Raw genomic sequence first — 19,594 nt, 5'->3', positions numbered from 1 at the left:
CTGTATCGATCCCCGTGGGCACGTAGCCCAATGCGACTGCTGGGTCAGCAGTTATCCCGAGTATCGCTTTGGCAACATTCTTGATCCGGTCAGCCTCTCGGACCTGCTGCGACGGAGCGATGCACGCTGGGAGTTCCAGATGAGACCCGGTTCCCTGATAAAAACCGAAGAGTGCCTGGATTGTGACTACCTCGCCATCTGTCACGGCGGATGCCCGGTGAGAGCCTACAGCGTTCACGGCGACATCCTCACGAAAGATCCCTATTGTGACCTGTACAAGAAGATCTTCGCCCGTATGGAAGCAATGTCGAGATTTCCTATCTTTAACGTCAGTTCGGGATAACGAAGCCGGGAATGTGGCGCTAACGCATTGATGAGAAACGGATGAGCGCCGATGCCGTCTTGGTATATTGGGTGCACGACCTAATCAACCACGTCACACGGAGGCCCTCATCATGGACGATCTGACCGAGACTTACTGCCGGATAGACGACTTTTATAAAGCGATCGAACCCCAACTAAACGCCCGACTGCTGACCGATGGCAAGCGTCATCGGTCGAGAAAATGCAGCCTCTCCCTACCGGAGTTGATGACGCGGGTGGTGCTGTTCCATCAGATTCGCTACCGGCAGTTCAAATCCTTCTATCTGAATCATGTATGCCCACACCTGCGCGCCGAATTTCCACAGCTACCGACGTATCAGCGGGGTGTCGAATTGCTACCACGCTGCGCGATAGCGCTGGCCGCCCTGTTTGAGGCGCTCACGGGTAAGTGCTCCGGACCGTCCATTGCCGATTCAACCCCCATCACCGTCTGCAATAATCTGCGGATTTCGCCTCACCGGGTGTTCCAAGGGATGGCGGCGCGGGGCAAGAGTTCTACCGGCTGGTTTTTCGGGTTCAAACTCCATCTGGTCATCAATCACTTGGGCGAGCTGTTGTGCGTCAAACTCACGCCTGGCAACGTCGATGACCGTCAGCCCTTGCGCAACTTTGCCGATCGGCTCTTTGGCAAACTTTATGCCGACAAGGGCTATATTGCCCAATGGCTAACCGCCTTCCTGAAGGACCTTGGCATTGATCTTGTGACCAAGGTCAAGAAAAACATGAAGCCGTCGCCCTGTCTTCCTTCGATGAGGCGATGCTACGGCAGCGATCCCTCGTGGAAACCGTTATCGACGAACTGAAAAATCTTTGTCAGGTCGAGCACACCCGCCATCGCTCGCCCATCCATTTCACCGTCAATTTGCTGGCCGGCCTCATCGCCTATTGCCTCATGCCCAACCAGCCCAGACTGTCGCTACAGGACATCCGCCGGCTCTCCCAGCCCCCCAAATTTATCCCGAACTGACGTTATTGAAGACTGTGCGGCCGCATGGACACGCCTACGGCCCACACGGCGATGGCTCACAAACTGGCCCGGATGGTCTATTTCATGCTGACGCGCGGCGAAGCCTTCGTCGATCCAGGGCAGCAGCGTTATGAAGAACTGCAACGCCAACGCAGCATCGCCGCCCTCAAGCGCCGAGCCGCCGCGCTCGGATTTCAACTCAACCCGGTGACGAGCCCCACATGAAAACCGCCACCTTCAGTTTTGTTTCTTGAGAGAAACTTGCACAACGCCCTGTGTTCAACCATGTAGTCGCAAACGGTTCTATTGGAACCGACTGCTTACGGGTAGCCGGATGGGTGGCGGACAGCAGACTAGAAAGCCGAAACGGTCTCATGCAATTGATATAAAGCAATGTTTCTCGCCGAACTCTATCTATTCGACATCGTTCTGATGTAGTTGACGTGTCGTGTGCGCAGATCTGCTTGATGGTGAGCCGGGCGAAGAGGCGCCCTGCAGCGGGTTGTTCCATTCTTCATGGAAGATCGGCTAGGCCGCCTGTAGCGTCTCCAGGGCGCGGTTAACGGCGCGATCGAACATCGGCTCGACGGACAGAATGGTCGCTTCGCCACGTTCAATCTTCAGCGCCAGGGCGTCTGGCGACACCGACATCGCACGTGGCGACTGGGGATTGGTCAACAACAGGATGCCCCGCTGCGGACTGATCCAGGACAGTCGATAACGTACCGGGTCGCTCTCGGGGTTTTCGAACTCAAGCCAATCGCCGCGCCGCAGCCCTGCCACCAGGGACTGCGCGTGGTCAGTGCGCTCCGAGCGCGGCGGTGCCGTACCAGGAGAAAGGAAGATCCGCTCTAGATGGGTTTCGCCGCAGTCGATACGTTCGCTGGCGATCTGTGCCGCGACCGGTTCCGCTGCCGGGAGAATCGGCCGCGCGTTTGCCGCCGCCGCTGGCGCCGCACCGCGCAGTACGGCCGCATGAAGCGTAAACAATTGATCAGTGAGCGCGAGACGCCGATCGTCAGTTACCTGCAGCTTGTCCAGACCCTCACAGATTCTGCGAACCAGGGTCGGCAGCCGGGCCGCGAGGCGTTTTCGGCTCTGCACATCTGACTGGGGCTGGACGCTCGCCACCAGTTCCCCGACGGTACTCATGGCCACCCCCCAGGCGACGTCGTCTCCGCTCAAATGATGCCGAATGAGCAATCTGCGCCATTCATGATTCAGCAGATCGGTCACGGCGGCAGGCAGTGGCATGGCCAGCCAGCTCGCGAGAACCTGATCGGCGGCCAAGGCAGCCAGTTCGTGCTGCTCCTGTTCGGCGACGAGAGAAACCGCCTGGACTGCACGGTCATCGGCGGCGGCTTCCTGTCCTTCGAGGAAGGCCTCCAGTTCGACACAAAGCAGATCGAACAGGCTGGTATCCTGAATGAACTCATTTTGCAGACGCTCGACGATTTCTGCGATGCGCGCGTACAGCGGATCATCGTGGCCCGCGTGCGGGCCACAACGGATGGCCGCCCGCGAGATTCCATCCAGCAGACGTCTGGCCGGATGAGCCTTGCTGGAGAAGAATGTCCTGTCCAGCATCGCCACCTTCAACACGGGAATCTGCAAGCGCCCAACCAGCGCCTTGATCGGATCGGCGACGGAAGTGTCGTCGAAAATGAAATCGAACAAGGTAGCGATGATATCGACCGTCACCGCTTGCAAATAGTCAAGATTCTGGCCCGTGTCACTGGCGCGAAAATCCCGCAACACGCTGGCCGTCAACGCGGTGTCGGTGGTCGGAGGCAATACCGCCCCTTGCAGGGCATTCAGGGAAGCCATGACATGTTCCGTCGCCGCGGTCATCGGGCCAGAAGCACCTCCTGACAAAGACATGCCAGCGGCTGCAGCACCGCCCACCAGACCACCCGGCATGGGCAAAGCGACGGAAGTAGCCCCCCCATGCGCGGACGGTGGTACCACCAGTTTTTGCAGCAGAGAAAAGATATCAGCAGCTTCTGGAACGTTCTCGGTGTCGCTCGACGGCTTCTTGCCGGCAACCGACGGGGAGTAACTGCGGCGTAGCGTGGGAAGTACGCCACGGCCAACCAAAAAGGCGTTCAGTTCCTGGATCGTGGGACCAAAGGCGTCGACCGCATGACTCTCCATGGCGTGCAGAAGCTCGATCTGCGCAGCCCCGACCACCCCGGTCTCAATGAGTGTCTGGTCCAGCGCCTGGGCGATGAGATCCTCGATGAACCAGAGGCTTTCGGTCTGTCCGCAGAGAGAGGCCAGACGATGACCGACCGCAAACAGCTCCTCGTCGCAACCACTGCGCAGGCGAGACGCAATGGCCTTGACTGCCAGGTCCTGTTCCATGGCGTCCAGGTCGAGCAACTGCAATTCCACCGGGATCTTGCTGGCCTGAGCCGCTTTGGCTTGTTCACCAAGCCCGAACTTTTTTTCGCACAGAGTTAACCATGCAGTTGCCAGACCACTCTGCAGACGCTGCGCCTTCTCGTGGATCACGTCTCTGGTGCGGTAATAAAGTTCTCGCTGCACACGTCCAGTCGAGGCATCGCCTCGGGCAAGGAAATTTTCCTCGATCCGGGGCAGCAGGGAACCAAGAGCTTCAGCAAGCTTCTCAGCCATGAGTTCCCGCGCCTTGGCGAGGGTCTGGGAACGATCGGGTTCGATGGTCGCCCCGCGGGCTCCTTCAGGGAATCTGATCACGTTGTCAACTGGAACAGCCATCGCCGATTCACCTTGCCGCTAGCGCCGAAGCGCTGAGCCAAATCTGCTGGGCCGTGCTGAAACACCATTCACGAAGCAGTAAAAAATCGCTTGGGAAAGCGGCGTGTCCACCGCAGAGCGATCACTCATACGGGCGAATCGTGTATTCGGAGGAGCTTGCTTCGGTCAGACTGGCGATCCGGCCATCATTCGATACGGCATGCTAACACGCCTGCAATCTATAGCAAGTGCCTTGATAAGGCAAGGCCATTGCCGATGCTTTCATGACCACGGCGAATTGTGGTCATGGCCGTGGCAAGCGGCCAGATACCCGCGCAGGGCGGGCATTCTGACAAGGCGGACGGATCAGCGATCGCCGTAGCTGCGATGGCCACCTCTGACACTGCTACCGGGTTTGGCGGTGTCGTGGAACGATGGGCGTGCCGCGCCATCGCGTCTTGGCGCGGACGGCTTGCTGAAGCGGCTGTCGGCTTGTCCCGCGGGCGGACCGAAGCTGCGTTTCTCAGCCCCCTTCCAGGCTGGTTTGCCGGCCGGACGCGGACTTGCCGAAGGAGCGCGACGCGTCGGCTCGTGACCGACCACGACCTCGACCGGAATCATCTGCTTGGTGAAGCGCTCGATCTTTCTGACATTGAAATGCTCGGCGTGATGGACCAGCGAGATCGCCAGACCGCTGCGACCGGCACGACCGGTTCGGCCGATGCGATGCACATAGTCTTCGGCAGCCTTTGGCAGGTCATAGTTGAAGACGTGCGTGATCGTTGGGACATCGATACCGCGAGCGGCGACGTCGGTGGCGACGAGGATGCGCAACTGGCCGCGACGCATTGCGGTGAGGGTTCGGTTGCGCGCCCCCTGATGCATGTCACCATGCAACGCTGCGGCATTGAGACCGGCGATGTTGAGGCGATCGCTGAGGGTATCGGCGTCACGCTTGGTGGCGGTGAAAACGAGCGCCTGGGCGATCGATGCATCACGCAGCAGGTGGTCGAGCAGGCGGTTTTTGTGCGCCAGATCGTCGACGAAATGCATCCGTTGTTCGATGTGGTCGTGCCTCGCCGAAACCGCATCGACCTGGATACGCAGCGCGGAGCGCGTCATGCGCTGTGCCATGTCGCCAACGGTCCCGTCGAGCGTTGCCGAGAACAGCAGCGTCTGACGCGCGCTCGGCGTCGCCGCAACGATCCGTTCGATATCTTCGATGAAACCCATGTCCAGCATGCGGTCGGCTTCGTCAAGAACCAGAATCTGCAACTGCGAGAAATCGATCTTGCCGGAGCTCATGTGGTCGATCAGACGACCCGGCGTGGCTACCAGGATCTCGGGGTTGCGGCCGAGGAGTTCCATCTGCTTCGGGTACGGCATGCCGCCGAGGATGGCCACTGCCCGCACCTGGTGGAGCTGGCGACCGTACTTTTCAGTGGCCGCGGTGACCTGCAGCGCGAGTTCGCGGGTGGGTGTCAGCACCAGCATGCGCGGCTGCGCCGGCTGGAAGCGAAGGCGATCATGGCCGCGGGAGGGCCCTGGGCGGCGCTCCGAAGCGCTGGCACGTGCGGTCGCCGGGCGTTGCTGCGTGGCGAAGAGATGCAGTGCCGGCAGCATGAAGGCGGCGGTCTTGCCGGATCCGGTCTGAGAGGAAACCATCAGGTCGCGACCAGAGAGGGCAGCAGGAATGGCTTGTTGTTGAACTGCGGTCGGCTGGCTGTAGCCGGAATCGGTGAGTGCTTTGAGGATGGCCGGGTGGAGGCCGATTTCTGCAAAATTCATGTTCTCTTTCGTGTGGATGTGCTGCGCGCTGCTGTCACGACAGCGCGCGCTGCTAAAGAAAAAAGCAACGCCAACCAACGAAGAAGCTGAAAGACAGACTCTGTGCGATGCACAGTCGTCAGCACCCATCAGCACAAAAGCTTTGTGCCAGAACGGCGCTGAATGAATCGACACCAGAAGGCAGGGGGGCTTGAGATTTACAGCCAGGTTTGCGATGCTCGTTGCACGCCGCAGGAGGGCTGCTTCGTGCGGCGCGAATTATAGCACTCGGTGGCGTGCCGTCCAGTTTTCTTTGTCGTGCGGGGCGCATCAAAGTGTTGGTCGAAGTGCCTTGTTCGATCAAGATGCGTTGGCATCAGTAATCACCCTACCCCACGAGTGGGAGGGGCATATTGGTACCTCCCAACACTTTCATTCACACCCAACCGGCCAACACCGAGTGCCGCCGCTCTTGATTTCACACCGGTCAAACCCCAGAATCCCTGCCCGACAGACCGTTTTCTGCCGAAGTCCATCGATGAATCGCTGCAGGCCATGCAGACATCAACCAATCGCCCATTCCTTTCGCTGATTCTCCCAGTGCTCAATGAAGCGGCAACAATCTGCGCGCAACTGGCGCTGCTTCAACAGTTGCGCAGTGGCGGGGTCGAACTGCTGCTGGTCGATGGCGGCAGTTGCGACGGGACGCCAGACCTGGCGGGACCATGGGTCGACCGGCTGCTCGAATCGCCGCGTGGCCGAGCGACGCAGATGAATGCGGGGGCGCACGCCAGCCAGGGAGAGGTGTTGCTCTTTCTGCATGCGGATACCACACTGCCGCCCGCAGCCGACGAGCTGATCCAGGCCGCAATGACTGACGATGTCGTCTGGGGACGCTTCGACGTGCGTATTGACGGTCACCAGCCACTGCTGAGAGTCGTGGAATCAATGATGAACTGGCGCTCGCGCCTGAGTGGCATTGCCACCGGTGATCAGGGAATTTTCGTTCGCCGTGAGGTTTTTGAACGCCTGGGTGGCTATCCGGAACTGCCCTTGATGGAGGACATCGCCTTGTCCAGGCAACTCAAGCGAATCGCTCGACCGGTCTGCCTGCACGAACGGGTACTGACTTCCGGACGACGTTGGCAGAAACACGGCGTTCTGCGAACGATTCTGCTGATGTGGTGCCTGCGCGCGAGCTATTTTTTGGGTGCGGACCCGCAGCAATTGGCGATTCGCTATGGCTATCTGCCACGCCGGCGCTGAGTTGCCCGGCATCGCCGTCTTTGCCCGTGCGCCACTGGCCGGTACCGCCAAGACCCGCCTGATTCCTGCCCTCGGTGCGGCGGCGGCTGCCCGCCTGCAACGCCGGCTGACGCTGCAAGCGCTGGCGGTCGCGCGGCGTGCGGCGCTCGGCAGAGTAACACTCTGGGGGGCGCCGGACGACCAGCAGCGCTTCTTTCGCGCCGTGCAACGCGCTTGCGGCGTCGACCTGCGCAGCCAGTCGGGTCCTGACCTCGGCACACGCATGGCTGCAGCCTTCGCGGCGCAAGCCGGACCGTTACTGCTGATCGGTAGCGATTGTCCGGCGCTGCAGCCAGCACATCTCGTGGCAGCCGCCCAGATCCTGCTTGACGAGCCCCCGCAGGATGCAGTGTTCATCCCCGCCGAAGATGGCGGTTACGTGCTCGTTGGCCTGCGTTGCCCACAGCCCCAGCTTTTCGAGGCCATCGAGTGGGGAAGCGAGCGGGTCATGGCTCAAACGCGGCACCGCCTGTCCGGGTTGGGGCTGAGCTGGGCCGAGCTGCCCTGGCTGTGGGACATCGATCGGCCAGCCGACCTGCTGCGCCTGGCCACGCTGGAAGGATTCGTCGAATGGAACCGATGAATCCCGAACGCCGGCGGGCTGTGCTGACGCTTCTGATCAGCCCGCTGATGGGTGTCGTCGGCGGTTTTTTGGGGCTGCCGGCGGATGCCGATGCCCGGCGCGTCGCGCTGCCGGGATTTTCTGGCGGAGTGACGGGAAATCATTTACCGAAGGAATGGCTGCACCAGACCTTGCCTTCGGTCGAACGGCCGAACCGTTTCGATCTGCTGGTCGATGATGGAGTGACGGTGCTGCGGGTGATCTCCGATCGCTCGGCGTCGAGCCTGGCGATCGCACAGCGCATCGACCCAGCAACGACGCCCTTGCTCAGATGGCGCTGGCGGGTTTCCAACGCGGTTGCGGGCTCGGATCTGCGGCGCAAGGCCGGTGACGATTACGCCGCACGTGTCTATGTCCTGTTCGACCTGCCCGCCGAGCGGCTCAGCGTCGGTGACCGCATGAAGATCGCTGCAGCGCGTGTCCTGTACGGCGCCGATCTACCGGCGGCAGCGCTGTGCTACGTATGGGGTACGGCACAGGCCGCCGGCGAGTCGGGATGGAATGCCTATAGTGACCGCCTGCGGATGATCGTCGTCGATTCCGGCAACGCCCATGCCGGACAATGGCGGGCGGTCGTTCGCGATGTTGCCGCCGATTTTCGTGCCGCCTTCGGCGATCCGGTGCCGGCGATCTCGGGTGTCGCTCTCGCCGCCGATACCGACAATACCGGCGAGCGAGTCGAGGCACGCTTCGGCGATCTGTGGTTCGAGGCGCGGCCATGAAGAACGAAGCCGCTCTCAGGGATCGGCGATCGCCAGGGTTGCGGCTGAGGTAATGGGAGCGCGCAGGTCCGGAGCCCGTCCAGCATCGGGGAATGGCTCCGGACGTGGTTGTTGCTGCAGCTTACTGTGTCTGCTGCTGAATGCCAGCGACCACCCAACCGGAACGGCCATCGCGCGGCTTGACCAGGTGCCAGATCTCGTCGAAAGGCTCGGCAGCACCCTGGTCTTCGCGGATCAAACCATTGAAGCGAGTGCTGACGATGTAGCGATCTGGCTCTTCTGCGACATCGATCACAACGGCCTCGACACTGACGACATCGGTTTCCTGCTTGGCGTGGCCACGCTCGCGAATGTTCAGGCTGATCTCGGCGAACATCTCCGGCGTAGTAAATGCACGAATGTCGTCGAGATTGCCGGCGTCGTTGGCGGCTTGCAGGCGAATGAAGCTGACCTTGGCATTGCGCACGAAACCGTCAAGGTCGAAGTCGGCCGGGATGTGGCTGGCGACGGCGGCGGGTGCACTGCTGCCAGCGGCGGCCGGCAGGGAAAGCTCATGGCCGCCAGCCGGCATACCGTTGGCTCCGGCCGCTGCGTACTGCAGGCCTCCGCCACTGGGTTCGCGAGCCGCAGCGCGGCGACGCATGATCAGGCCAACCACCACCAGCACGGCCATGACCAATAGGCCTATCATCAGCATCGAAGCGAGTTCCTCGCCGAAGCCGAAGTGCGAAGCCAGCGCAGCCAAACCCAGGCCGGCGGCGAGTCCGGCCAGCGGCCCCATCCACGAACGCTTGGGTTGAGCCGCTTGTGCAGCGGCCGATTGCGCCGCGCCCGTTGCCTGCGTCGGAGCGACGGCGGCTTTGTCGGGCAGGGTCGACTGACGTTGCATGCCGGTGGACTGACCGCCACCGAACCGTTTGCTGGCGGCTTCCGCATCGCCGAACACCAGTGTGCAGCCCAATGCCAGAACGGCGGTGAGCATGGAAAATGTTTTCATGGTTGTCTCCTGTGAGTGGTAAAACAGTGCAATGAGCATAGACGCTCGAAGATCAATAAAAAAGAAGAATTATCCGTAACGACACTTCGTATAAATCTGATGATCAGGGAGTCAACGACGCGACTTCGACATTAAAAATCTCATTGTGCGCCGCTTCGCTGATGGCGATGATCGCCGGGTGGGTCAGCCGGCGTTCGTTGGTAATCGCGAAGATCTGTTCGCTGATGGCATCGATGCACCCGACGATGTCGACGTGATACTGTTCGCAAACGTAGGAGGTGATGGCGGTCGGGGCGACGAAGAGTCCGGCGCCGGCCTGGCCGAAGGCCTTGAGCAACGCACTGTCATCGAATTCACCGACGATGCGCGGGTGCAGCCGCTGTGCTTCCAGCCATTGTTCGAGCCGCGGACGGATCGCGATATCCTCACCCGGCATCAGGAAGGGTGCACCGTCGAGCAGCGCCGGGAAGTCGCCGTTCAAGGTCTTGATTCGTGCTGCTGCGCCGAACACCGTCAGTGTGCTCTCGCCGAGCAGGTGGCTGTAGCCGCGGACATTGAGATTGGCCGGCATCGGCCGATCGGCGATCACCATGTCCAGATGATGGATGGCCAGCTCCGCGAGCAGCGAGCTCAGGCGGCCTTCGCGGCAGATCAGCCGCACCGGTTCCGGCAATTGCAACGCCGGTTCGACGAGCCGGTGCGCAACCGCTTTAACCACCGAATCAGCGATGCCAACAGCAAAAGGCAGACTCTTTCTTGCGCTCTGGTCGCGCGCCGCGTCGAGCAGCTCGTCGCCGAGAGCGAAGATTTCTTCGGCGTAGCCGAGAATGCGCCGGCCAGCGTCGGTCAGTTCCAGACCGCGTCCGGCGCGGCGGAACAGCGCGACACCGAGACTTTCCTCCAGCTCGCGCAACTGGCCGCTGATCGATTGCGGCGTGAGATGCAACTGTTCGCCGGCGCGGGCGATCGCGCCTGATTTGGCGACTGCCCAGAAGTAGCGCAGATGCTTGTAGTTGAGCGTGGCCATGCTTTCACAACCATCCAAAAAATCGATGTATCGTTCAATTATATTCGATTTGTTGGATTCTTTTTCCCGCGCTACATTTCCCCTCGCAGTCAACACTCAACACTCAACACTCAACACTCAACTCTCAAGGAGCCCTCTCATGCAAATATTCATCCAGGCCCGAGGCTTTGATCTCAGCGCAGGTTTGCGCGAGCATGTCGAGCGTCGCATTCATTTCGCGCTCGACTGGGCCCATCAGCACGTGCACAAGGTGTCGATTCGCCTCTCCGATCTCAATGGTCCTCGCGGTGGAGAAGACAAGTGCTGCAGCATTCAGGTCGTGGTTCCCGGCGCCGCCGACGTGCTGATCGAGGATATCGAGCCCGACCTCTATATCGCCATCGACCGCGCCACCGACCGCGCCGGCAGGACGCTGGCGCGTCAGGTGGCGCGGCAGCGCGAACGCCGCCAGGGCAGTCCGCGTGATGGCCGGGCAAGGAATGATGCCATCGTCGAGGAAGCCGAAAGCACGAGCGCGGCTTCCTCCTAGTTCATCAATCGTGGCCAGTGACCCGGCCAACCGTTTGCAAGGAAATCGAATCATGAAACGGATCATGCTGCTTATCGGCACCAACCTGGCGATCATGCTCGTCCTGGGCATCGTCAGCACACTCACTGGTGCGCACAAGTTCTTTTCGGGCAGCGGCCTCGACCTTGGCAAGCTGCTGTTCTTCGCCCTGCTGATGGGTTTCGGTGGCTCGTTCATTTCATTGTGGCTGTCGAAGACCATCGCCAAGTGGAGCACCGGCGCACGCGTGATCGACACGCCGGCCAATTCCACCGAACTGTGGCTGGTCGACAGCGTCCGCCGTTTTGCCGAAAAGGCCGGCCTGCCGATGCCCGAGGTGGCCATCTACGAGGGCGAGCCGAATGCTTTCGCCACCGGTGCCAGCCGCAACAGCTCGCTGGTCGCGGTATCCACCGGTCTTCTGCAAAGCATGACGCGCAGCGAGGCAGAGGCGGTGATCGCCCACGAAGTCGCGCATATTGCCAATGGCGACATGGTCACACTGACGCTGATCCAGGGGGTGGTGAACACCTTCGTCATCTTCATTGCCCGCGTCGTCGGCTGGCTGGTCGACTCGGCCCTGCGCAAAGGCGGCGACGAGCAGTCGGGACCGGGCATCGGCTACACGATCACCGTCGTCGTCTGCGACATCGTCTTCGGCATCCTGGCCAGCATCATCGTCATGTATTTCTCGCGACAGCGCGAATTCCGTGCCGATGCCGGTGCCGCACAACTGATGGGGTCGCCCCGGCCGATGGCGGCAGCATTGCGCCGACTCGGCGGCATCGAAGCCGGCGAACTACCGCAGAATGTCGCCACCGCTGGCATCAACGGTCGCCCTGGCTGGATGGCCCTGTTCTCCAGCCACCCGCCGATCGAGGAGCGCATCGCGGCTCTGGAAGCAAACCGTTGAACGCCGTCGAAACCTTTGCCAGCGGCCCGATGTGGGTCGGCTTCATCGTCTTCGTCCTGGCCATGCTGGCGCTCGATCTGTTCGTCCTCGGCGGACGCCAGGCGCATCGCGTACCGATCAGGGAGGCGCTGGCCTGGGTGCTGGCCTGGGCAACCCTGGCCATAGCCTTCGCCGGCCTCATGTGGTGGTATCTGGATGGCGCGCTCGGCCGCGAGATTGCCAACCGCAAGACCCTGGAGTTCCTTGCCGGCTATCTGATCGAGCAATCGCTGTCGGTCGACAACATGTTCGTCTTCGTGATGATCTTCGGCTACTTCGCGGTGCCTCCCGAGTTGCAGCGTCGGGTGCTGCTGTATGGCGTACTCGGTGCGATCATGATGCGCGCGACGATGATCCTCGCCGGAGTCTGGCTGGTTTCGCAGTTCTCCTGGCTGCTCTACGTCTTCGGCGCCTTTCTGGTCGTCACCGGCATCAAGATGCTGATCTTCGCCGACCATCAACCCGATCTCGAAAAGAACCCGCTGCTGCGCTGGCTGCGCGGACACCTGCGCATCACCAGCAGTTTTCACGGCGAGCATTTCTTTGTACGCAAGAACGGCATCCTCTGGGCGACGCCGATGTTCCTCGTGCTGGTGCTGATCGAGGCCAGCGACGTGGTCTTCGCGGTGGACAGCATCCCGGCCATCTTCGCCGTCACCACCGACCCGTTCATCGTCTTCACCTCGAACATCTTCGCCATCATGGGCCTGCGCGCGCTCTATTTTCTGCTCGCCGACATGGCCGACCGCTTTCATCTGCTCAAGTACGGCCTCGCCATCGTGCTCGTTTTCGTCGGCGGCAAAATGCTCGCCGCGCCCTGGTTTCACCTGCCGATCCAGTGGTCCCTGAGCATCGTTGCCGGTGTCATTCTTGTTTCGGTCGCCGCAAGCCTGGCCTTGACGCCGGCAAGAGCGAGCGCAACCCGTGCCAAAGATCGATCGTGAGTGAGGTTCTCCCGGTTTTTCATCTGCCCAAGGGTGGGATTCCACGGCAAATGGGTTCTGGCGCCAACTCATTGAAATACGGTCATTCCGGATCACTCACCCCCCGAACCACCGACCCTCCCGGTCATCCTGGTTCGCACTGCGCGGTGAACAAGGACGCACGGCACGGGCTGCCGGGGCCAAATTGTTGCAAGCGCCGGCTGCTGGCCTGCAACATCGCCGGGTCGATCTCACCGCTGGCCAGTGCCTGGGCGGCCCTGGTGATGGCACGAAAATACTGGTCAGGGTCGTAGGAGACAAGGACCAGATCGACCCCGGCAGCCAGCGACTGGGCCGCGACGCGACCGATTCCCTGATTGTACACGGCGCCCATGTTGAGGTCGTCGGTGATCAGTACACCCTGATAGTTCCATTGCTGACGCAGGATCGTCTGCACCACGTCGCGCGAATGGGAAACGGCGTGTTCGGGGTCCACCATCGGCAAAACGACGTGGCCGAGCATGATCGCGGCGCATGTGCCGGCGCTGACATTGCGGAAAGGCTGCCAGTCGCTACGCAGTTCATCGATGCTCGCCACCAGCGTGGCGCGCCGCCAGTGCGTGTCGGCCCGCACGCGGGCGAGTCCGGGAAAGTGCTTGAGGGTCGCGCCGACACCGGCACCGGCAAGACCCTCGACATAGGCCCGGGCGACCTCGCTGACCACGACCGGATCGTCGTCGATGGCCCGGTCGCCGATGCGGGTCAGGAAGTCGACGGCGGAGTCCGGCTGTGCCGGTCGCAGGTCAACCACCGGCGCCAGGTTGAGATTGACACCCAGCGCCGCCAGCGCCCTCCCCTGCCGCTCGCCATAGCGTCGCGCCCGCACGGCAAGCGTTGCCGGCGACGCTTCGTGGACCAGACTGGACAGTGCGGGCAGCCGTTCCAGCCATGGCGAGAGGTGGGCAACCGCCCCACCCTCCTGATCGGCGGCGACGATCAGCGGCGGCAGGCCGGCGGCACGGCGGAGGTTCTGAAGCCTGGTGATCCCGGCGGCGAGAGTGGCGACATTGCCCGCCCACAGGTTGCGCCGCGTCAGGTAGAAGCCGCCAATCAGGCCGCCGACTGCCAGTGCTTCGACCTCTTCCAGGGTACGAAAGCCGACGATGAAGTGCCTGCCCACGGCCTGCATTTCGCGGCCACCCGCCAGCACCCGCTGGCGGTCGAACTGAAATTCCAGCTCCCGGCCGACGGTCAGGGTGGCCAGCGCCAGCATCCCGCATCCCAACACTCGCCGGCGACTGGACGAGCACCGACCGGACAGCCGGCAAAACCGGGTGGCGCTGCCACCGAGGACGGCCACCGCCAGCAGAAAAGCCGTTTCGCAGGAGCGCCACCCGTACAGCAGCGGATGCTTGAGGTTCCAGGCAACGCTCAACAAGGCGATCAGTGTCGCGCAGGCGAGGACGGTACGCCAGCATCGAAACATGGACCGGGGCATGACGAGGGCTCATTCGGTCGGCCGGGCAGCGAGCGCTGGGCCGATTCGGTACCAGTCGATGCGCCGCGTGGCCAGCATGATCGCGCCAAGTGCCAGGAAGATCAGGACACTGCCCATCAGCAGCGAATTGTCCTCGGAGAGCAGGACACCATAAAGTACGCTGTAGAGACCGGCCAGTGCCGCTGCAAAGGTATAGCCCTGGCGGCGATCACCGAGCGCGCCCGCCAGATAGGTTCCGATCAGGGCAATACAGGCCGCTGCGGCGATGGCGTAGGCGGCAATGAAGGGCAGGTGCTCGGAGAGCGCGATCAGCAACAGGAAGAAGACCGCCAGCGCCAGCCCGACCAGCAGATACTGCAAGGGGTGGATCGGCGAGCGACGCAGAATCTCGCTGAGGAAGAAACCGGCGAAGGTCAGTGTAATGAACAGGATGCCGTATTTGACAGCGCGCTCGGATTGCAGGTAGACGTTCACCGGATCGATGAAGAGGATATCGAGCACTTCGGGATTCGGCCCGCCCTTGGCGGCCACCAGGGTGTTGGAAAAACTGCGTGCCAGATGCGAGACCTCCCAGCGGGCGCTAAACCCGGCGTCGCCGATGCTGCGCTCACGGGGCAGAAAGCGGCCAGCAAAGCTCGGATGCGGCCAGTCCGACTGGATGGCGATGGTGTTCGCTTCCGCAGTCGGCGCGATGGCCAGTCGCTGGGTACCGGTCAGTTGCAGGGGAAAGTCGAAATCGAACGAGGTCGGCGCGTCGAGGGCGACCTTCCCGAGCGGGATGGCCAGGCGTTCGCCAGCCAGCGCGTCCCCGTTTTGCGCCGAACCCTTGGGGGTCGAGAAGCGACGGCTCTTGCCGCCCAGGTTCACCAGCGGATCGTTGTCCACGCCGCGCGGGTCGGAAACGCCGAGCAGCAGCGTCGCCTCGGCGCTGACGATGTGACGTTGACCATCGAGACCGAGGTGTACGGGAAGCACGAAGCGCCCCGCGACGGCCAGGTCGAGGTGATAGAGCCGAGCCTGGTAGATGCCCCGCTGGCGGGTTTCCACACGGGCCTCACCGGTCAGCCTCAGCGTCTCGGCCGGCAGATACAGGCTACGATCGACGAAGCGCGGCGTGCTCCTGGTCCGACCGGTGGCGGGATCTTTCTTGATTTCCGGCTCGATCTGTTCCCGGTAATAAACCGCCAGTACCGGCCCGGTCAGCGTTTGCGGGCCGGCAGCGCTATTGGCGATGCTGCGCTGAACCTCTTCCTGACGCGAGCTGCGCTGGCGGATCTGGTCCTCGATGAGGGCCAGAGGCACCAGCAGCAGAAGCGACATGAAGCCGATGGCAACGAGTTTGAGAAGCAGTTTCTTGTCCATGAAGTTCTCCCTGGTGGATGATGGTGTAGGGAGTCTCGATTACCCCGGTGAACGGATGAGGAAGCGACGGTGAAGCCCTGTGAATCGAGGGTGAAGTCAGGCCAGCGGCAGCAGCAGGCGGGCCAGTGCGCCGCCCTCGGGATGGTTGGCAAAATCGGCTTCGCCGCCATGCAGGCGCGCGACTTCGCGGACCAGCGCGAGCCCCAGACCCGAACTCTTCTTGCCGCTGGCGGGACTCGCCAGCGAGTAGAAACGGTCGAAGACCTGCGGCAGCGCGTAGTCCGGGGCGCCGTTGCCATGATCGCGAAGCGATACCTCGGCGCGTTGATCGCGACGCTGCAGGGCGATTTCGATGTCTCCCCCGGCCGGCGAAAAGGCGATCGCGTTGTCGAGCAGGTTGAGCAGCGCCTGCCGCAACAGGAAAGGGTCGCCGCGCACGTCGAGCGGCTCGCCGATGACGAGCGAGCAGCTCAACCGGCGAGCTTGCAGCGACAGGCTCCGCTCGTCGACGCAACACTGCAGCAGCCCGCCCAGGTCGACCTGGACGGCGTCTTCCGGCGCCTGCAGTTGTTCGACCCGCGCCAGCATCAGCATCCGTTCGATGATCCCTTGCAGGCGGCGCGCCTGCTCGCCGACACTGATCGCAAAACGCCGCCGATCATCGTCGGCAGGGTGGCCTTCGAGGATTTCGGCGGCGCCGATGATGGCCGAGAGCGGGCTCTTCATTTCATGCGCCAGGTTCTGCACGTAACGTTCGACGTATTGCTTCCCTTCGAGGCGTTCGCGCATCAGCGCCAGCGCGCGTGCCAGCTCGGAAAACTGGCGGCCGCCGGAGGTTGGCGGGTCGGCCTGGCGGCCTTCGGAGACCTCGCGGGCGTAGATTCGCAAGCGGTTGATCGACCAGCTCAGCCAGGCCGAGAATACTACCCCGATCAGTGCCGAAGCGGCCAGAAGAATGTAGCCGGCGCGTTTCACACGCTGTTCGGCGTGGCCGACGTACGGCAGGACGCTGGACAGCGGCTTGGCCACCGACAACACGCCGAGCAGTCGCCCCTGGTAGTGGACCGGTGCGGCTACGTACATCACCGATGAACTGGCGTCGCCGGCCTGTGCGCGCGTGCTGCGTGCGCCGTATTCGCCCTTGAGCACGCGCGCGACGTCGCGCCATTGCGAATAATCGGCGCCCAGGGCCAGACCCTCGGAGTCGAAGACCACCCGCCCCAGATCGTCGGTGATGTAGACGCGAAAGTCGATCCTGTCCTTCTGTACGCCCCAGATGCTTGCCTGCGGCGAACGCTGGCGCGCCGCCGCCAGGGCCCTGGCGAACTCACCATCGGCCATCCTGCCGCTGGCGAGATCCGGCGCGGCCAGTTCGGCGAGGACATGCGCCGTATCGACCAGGGTTTCTTCAGTGGCCTGGCGGATTCCCGGTTCGGCCTCGCGCATGAAGATGTTGAGCACGAACCACGCCGCCAGGCCAACGATCAGGAAATAGCCGATGAACAGGCGAACGGAAATGTTCATCGGCGACCCGCCTAGCGTACGGCGATGCTGTAGCCCAGACCGCGGTGGGTCCGGATCGGCTCCTCGTCGGCCCGCACCGCCCGCAGCTTGTTGCGCAGGGTCTTGATGTGGGTATCGACGGTGCGCTCCAGGCTTTCACCGCAATCCTGCCAGACGTTCTCCATGATCTGACCGCGACTCAGAATGCGCCCCGGCCGCGTCAGCAGCAAAGCCAGCAGGAGATATTCGTAGCGCGTCAGATTGAGCCAGACACCGTGGTAGGCGATGCGCAAGCCATCGCCATCGACCGTGAACCGTGTCGGCGCGGTGATCGCGGGGGGAACTGCGAGCCACTCCGGCCGGGTGCGGCGCAGGATGGCGCGGACGCGGGAGACCACCTCGCGAGGACTGAAGGGTTTGGCCACGTAATCGTCGGCACCGAGTTCCAGACCGACGATGCGGTCCACCTCGTCGGAGCGGGCGGTGAGAAAGATCACCGGCACATCCGAGCGCCGCCGCAGGACACGGCAGACGTCGAAGCCGCTCATGTCCGGCAGCCCGATGTCGAGGACGACCAGGTCGTGATCGCCGGCATCCAGCCAGGCCAGCGCCTCGGCGCCGAGGGTACAGCAATCGCTGGCGAAACCGTCGGCCTGCAGGGCATAGGCCAGGGTATCGGAAATCGCGGGTTCGTCGTCGACGATGAGGATACGCATGGCCGAGATGGTAGTGCATTCCACGCCCGGCGTCGCGACTTGCCCACCATTTCGGGTGCGATTGAAAGCGTTGGTCGAAGTCCCTGGTTCGATCGAGAGGCGTTGACATCGGTGATCGCCCCTCCCCCTTGCGGGGGGGGAGGGCGCCTGTCGGGACCTCCCAACACTTTCATTCACACCCTTGGGGAGTCACCGACGCGACTTTTACGTCAATTCGGCCGGCGATCAGACCACCGGCGTCCTGGCGCCCTGCAGATGGTTGTTCCACATCCGGAAATACACCTGTTCCAGCGAGCCAACAAAACCCGGCATGTCGAAGAGCGCGCAGTGCCGCCTGTTTTCGGCCAGTCTTGCCCGTAGCGCGTGCAGGCGCAAAGGGTGACGAACCAGTGCCAGGGCAAGCCGATGGTACTCATCGGGGGAAGTGGTGATCAACTCTTCGAGGCCGGACGCGCGCAGCAGGCTGGCCCCCACTCGTCCGGGGAAAGTGTCCCCGAGCAGCGCGACCATCGGGACCCCCGCCCACAGGACATCGAGCCCGGTCGAATGGGAGTTGTACGGAAACGGATCGAGCGCCAGATCGGCCAGTTGCAGGCGCGACAGATGGTCCGCCCGAGCCTCGACTCGCGGCGCAAAGATCAGCCTCGCCGGGTCGACACCGCGAACCTCGAATTCCTTGCGCAGGCGATCCTGCGCGCCACCTCCCGGTTGACTCAACCACAGGCAGCTCTCTCCCGCATCCGACAGGAGCCGGCACCAAAGGTCGAAGACCCGTGGGTTGAACTTGTAACTGTTGTTGAACGAGCAAAAAACAAAGCCCTCGTCCGGCAACCCGGCGGCATGCCGCGAGGGGGGAGGACCCAGTGCGATCGAGGTATCCGCCGGCAGATAGCAGTTCGGCAGATGGGCGAGCGTCTCGGTATAGCAGTGCTCGTACTGCAAGGGCGTCACCACCGGATCGCCGAGCAGATAGTCGGCCAGTTTCGGATGCCCGGTGGTGCCGGCATAACCGAGCCAGGTGACCTGCACCGGGGCAGCGCGCAGCGCCAGCGCCTCGAGACGTCCGTCGGCAGTCCAGCCATTGAGATCGACCAGGATGTCGATCTCATCGGCACGAATGCGGTCCGCGGTCTCGATCACGCTGCAGTCCCGCACATCGACGAAATGATCGAAGGCTGCGCTCAGGCGCTTCCTGATCTCGCTGTGATCATCGACGCCAATCGAATACCCGAACACCTCGACCTTCGCTCGATCGTGCAACTCGATCACCTGCGGCATGATCTGCCCGACCGGATGCGTCTTGTAATCGGCAGACAGATAGCCAATCCGCAGCCGCGAGCCCGGCCCGGCCCGGCTCACTGACAAACGACGTTCCGGGGCATCGAGCACGCTTGCCGGGAAGTTGTGGCGAGCGAAATTTTCAGCGACCCTGCACTGTTCTTCGGCACTGACGCCGAAGAACGACAAGACGACAAAAGGATTGTCGGTCAGCGACTGATAGTCCTTGCTCAACGACCTGAGCGTGCGCAGTCTGGCTTCCAGTTCGTCCCAATCGCATCTCTTGAGACTGGCGGAAAGGAGTTG

Annotated in this window: 15 protein-coding genes and 3 pseudogenes; 9 read left to right on the top strand and 9 right to left on the bottom strand. The window is 62.5% G+C overall.

Annotation, left to right across the window (positions count from 1 at the left end; all coding sequences use genetic code 11):
• From V5B39_RS17530 to V5B39_RS17520, 3 genes and pseudogenes are all read left to right on the top strand, one after another.
• Positions 1-343 (top strand): SPASM domain-containing protein (locus V5B39_RS17530; RefSeq protein WP_332344154.1); only part of this gene is annotated, 343 nt, incomplete at its 5' end.
• A gap of 112 nt (positions 344-455) precedes the next feature.
• Positions 456-1,351 (top strand): annotated as a pseudogene (locus V5B39_RS17525) (IS982 family transposase).
• A gap of 9 nt (positions 1,352-1,360) precedes the next feature.
• Positions 1,361-1,576: pseudogene (locus V5B39_RS17520) on the top strand (IS110 family transposase); the annotation flags it as partial.
• A gap of 303 nt (positions 1,577-1,879) precedes the next feature.
• Here V5B39_RS17520 and V5B39_RS17515 read toward each other — a convergent pair.
• Both V5B39_RS17515 and V5B39_RS17510 read right to left on the bottom strand, forming a co-directional pair.
• A complete protein-coding gene (locus V5B39_RS17515) occupies positions 1,880-4,090 on the bottom strand; it encodes a DUF1631 family protein (protein ID WP_332344153.1) in 2,211 nt (736 codons plus the stop codon).
• A gap of 345 nt (positions 4,091-4,435) precedes the next feature.
• Positions 4,436-5,857, bottom strand: a complete 1,422-nt coding sequence (locus V5B39_RS17510) for a DEAD/DEAH box helicase (RefSeq protein ID WP_332344152.1) — start codon at positions 5,855-5,857, stop codon at positions 4,436-4,438.
• Positions 5,858-6,391: 534 nt separating this feature from the next.
• On the opposite strand from V5B39_RS17510, the gene V5B39_RS17505 reads away from it, so the two are divergent.
• Genes V5B39_RS17505 through V5B39_RS17495 form a run of 3 tightly spaced genes read left to right on the top strand, consistent with a single transcriptional unit; the run spans position 6,392 to position 8,485 of the window.
• Complete coding sequence (locus V5B39_RS17505; protein WP_332344151.1) at positions 6,392-7,102, top strand: TIGR04283 family arsenosugar biosynthesis glycosyltransferase; 711 nt, start codon at positions 6,392-6,394, stop codon at positions 7,100-7,102.
• Positions 7,077-7,724, top strand: coding sequence for a TIGR04282 family arsenosugar biosynthesis glycosyltransferase (locus tag V5B39_RS17500; protein ID WP_332344150.1), 648 nt, complete (start codon positions 7,077-7,079; stop codon positions 7,722-7,724). The genes V5B39_RS17505 and V5B39_RS17500 overlap by 26 nt, the downstream gene beginning before the upstream one ends.
• Positions 7,712-8,485, top strand: coding sequence for a DUF3047 domain-containing protein (locus V5B39_RS17495; protein ID WP_332344149.1), 774 nt, complete (start codon positions 7,712-7,714; stop codon positions 8,483-8,485). The genes V5B39_RS17500 and V5B39_RS17495 overlap by 13 nt, the downstream gene beginning before the upstream one ends.
• A gap of 121 nt (positions 8,486-8,606) precedes the next feature.
• Here V5B39_RS17495 and V5B39_RS17490 read toward each other — a convergent pair whose 3' ends face one another.
• On the bottom strand, positions 8,607-9,482 hold the full coding sequence (locus tag V5B39_RS17490; protein WP_332344148.1) for a Tim44 domain-containing protein: 876 nt from the start codon (positions 9,480-9,482) through the stop codon (positions 8,607-8,609).
• Between the two features lie 103 nt (positions 9,483-9,585).
• A complete protein-coding gene (gene nhaR / locus V5B39_RS17485; protein ID WP_332344147.1) occupies positions 9,586-10,509 on the bottom strand; it encodes a transcriptional activator NhaR in 924 nt (307 codons plus the stop codon).
• 139 nt (positions 10,510-10,648) lie between these two features.
• Between nhaR and V5B39_RS17480 the strand changes: the two genes are divergently transcribed.
• From V5B39_RS17480 to V5B39_RS17470, 3 genes are read left to right on the top strand one after another with little or no spacing between them, the layout of a single operon-like run.
• On the top strand, positions 10,649-11,038 hold the full coding sequence (locus tag V5B39_RS17480) for an HPF/RaiA family ribosome-associated protein (RefSeq protein ID WP_332344146.1): 390 nt from the start codon (positions 10,649-10,651) through the stop codon (positions 11,036-11,038).
• 52 nt (positions 11,039-11,090) lie between these two features.
• Positions 11,091-11,969: a protease HtpX gene (gene htpX, locus V5B39_RS17475; protein ID WP_332344145.1), complete on the top strand. Its 879-nt coding sequence runs from the start codon at positions 11,091-11,093 to the stop codon at positions 11,967-11,969.
• Between the two features lie 29 nt (positions 11,970-11,998).
• Positions 11,999-12,952 (top strand): TerC family protein, encoded by a 954-nt coding sequence (locus V5B39_RS17470; protein ID WP_332344156.1) that lies wholly within the window; start codon positions 11,999-12,001, stop codon positions 12,950-12,952.
• A 124-nt stretch (positions 12,953-13,076) separates the two neighbouring features.
• Here V5B39_RS17470 and V5B39_RS17465 read toward each other — a convergent pair whose 3' ends face one another.
• The 5 genes and pseudogenes from V5B39_RS17465 to V5B39_RS17445 all read right to left on the bottom strand — a co-directional run.
• The gene (locus tag V5B39_RS17465; protein WP_332344144.1) at positions 13,077-14,429 is read right to left on the bottom strand and encodes a glycoside hydrolase family 3 N-terminal domain-containing protein; all 1,353 of its coding nucleotides are present in this window, start codon (positions 14,427-14,429) and stop codon (positions 13,077-13,079) included.
• A 9-nt stretch (positions 14,430-14,438) separates the two neighbouring features.
• The gene (creD, locus tag V5B39_RS17460) at positions 14,439-15,791 is read right to left on the bottom strand and encodes a cell envelope integrity protein CreD (RefSeq protein WP_332344143.1); all 1,353 of its coding nucleotides are present in this window, start codon (positions 15,789-15,791) and stop codon (positions 14,439-14,441) included.
• 96 nt (positions 15,792-15,887) lie between these two features.
• Positions 15,888-17,315 carry a two-component system sensor histidine kinase CreC gene (gene creC / locus V5B39_RS17455; RefSeq protein WP_332344142.1) on the bottom strand — a complete coding sequence of 476 codons (1,428 nt, stop codon included), beginning with the start codon at positions 17,313-17,315 and terminating at the stop codon, positions 15,888-15,890.
• An 11-nt stretch (positions 17,316-17,326) separates the two neighbouring features.
• Positions 17,327-18,010 carry a two-component system response regulator CreB gene (creB, locus tag V5B39_RS17450; protein WP_332344155.1) on the bottom strand — a complete coding sequence of 228 codons (684 nt, stop codon included), beginning with the start codon at positions 18,008-18,010 and terminating at the stop codon, positions 17,327-17,329.
• Positions 18,011-18,235: 225 nt separating this feature from the next.
• Positions 18,236-19,594: pseudogene (locus V5B39_RS17445) on the bottom strand (tetratricopeptide repeat protein); the annotation flags it as partial.

Source organism: Accumulibacter sp., assembly GCF_036625275.1.
Lineage (GTDB): Bacteria > Pseudomonadota > Gammaproteobacteria > Burkholderiales > Rhodocyclaceae > Accumulibacter.
Note: the sequence above shows the minus strand (reverse complement) of the source record. Positions and strands in the feature narration are given on the sequence as shown.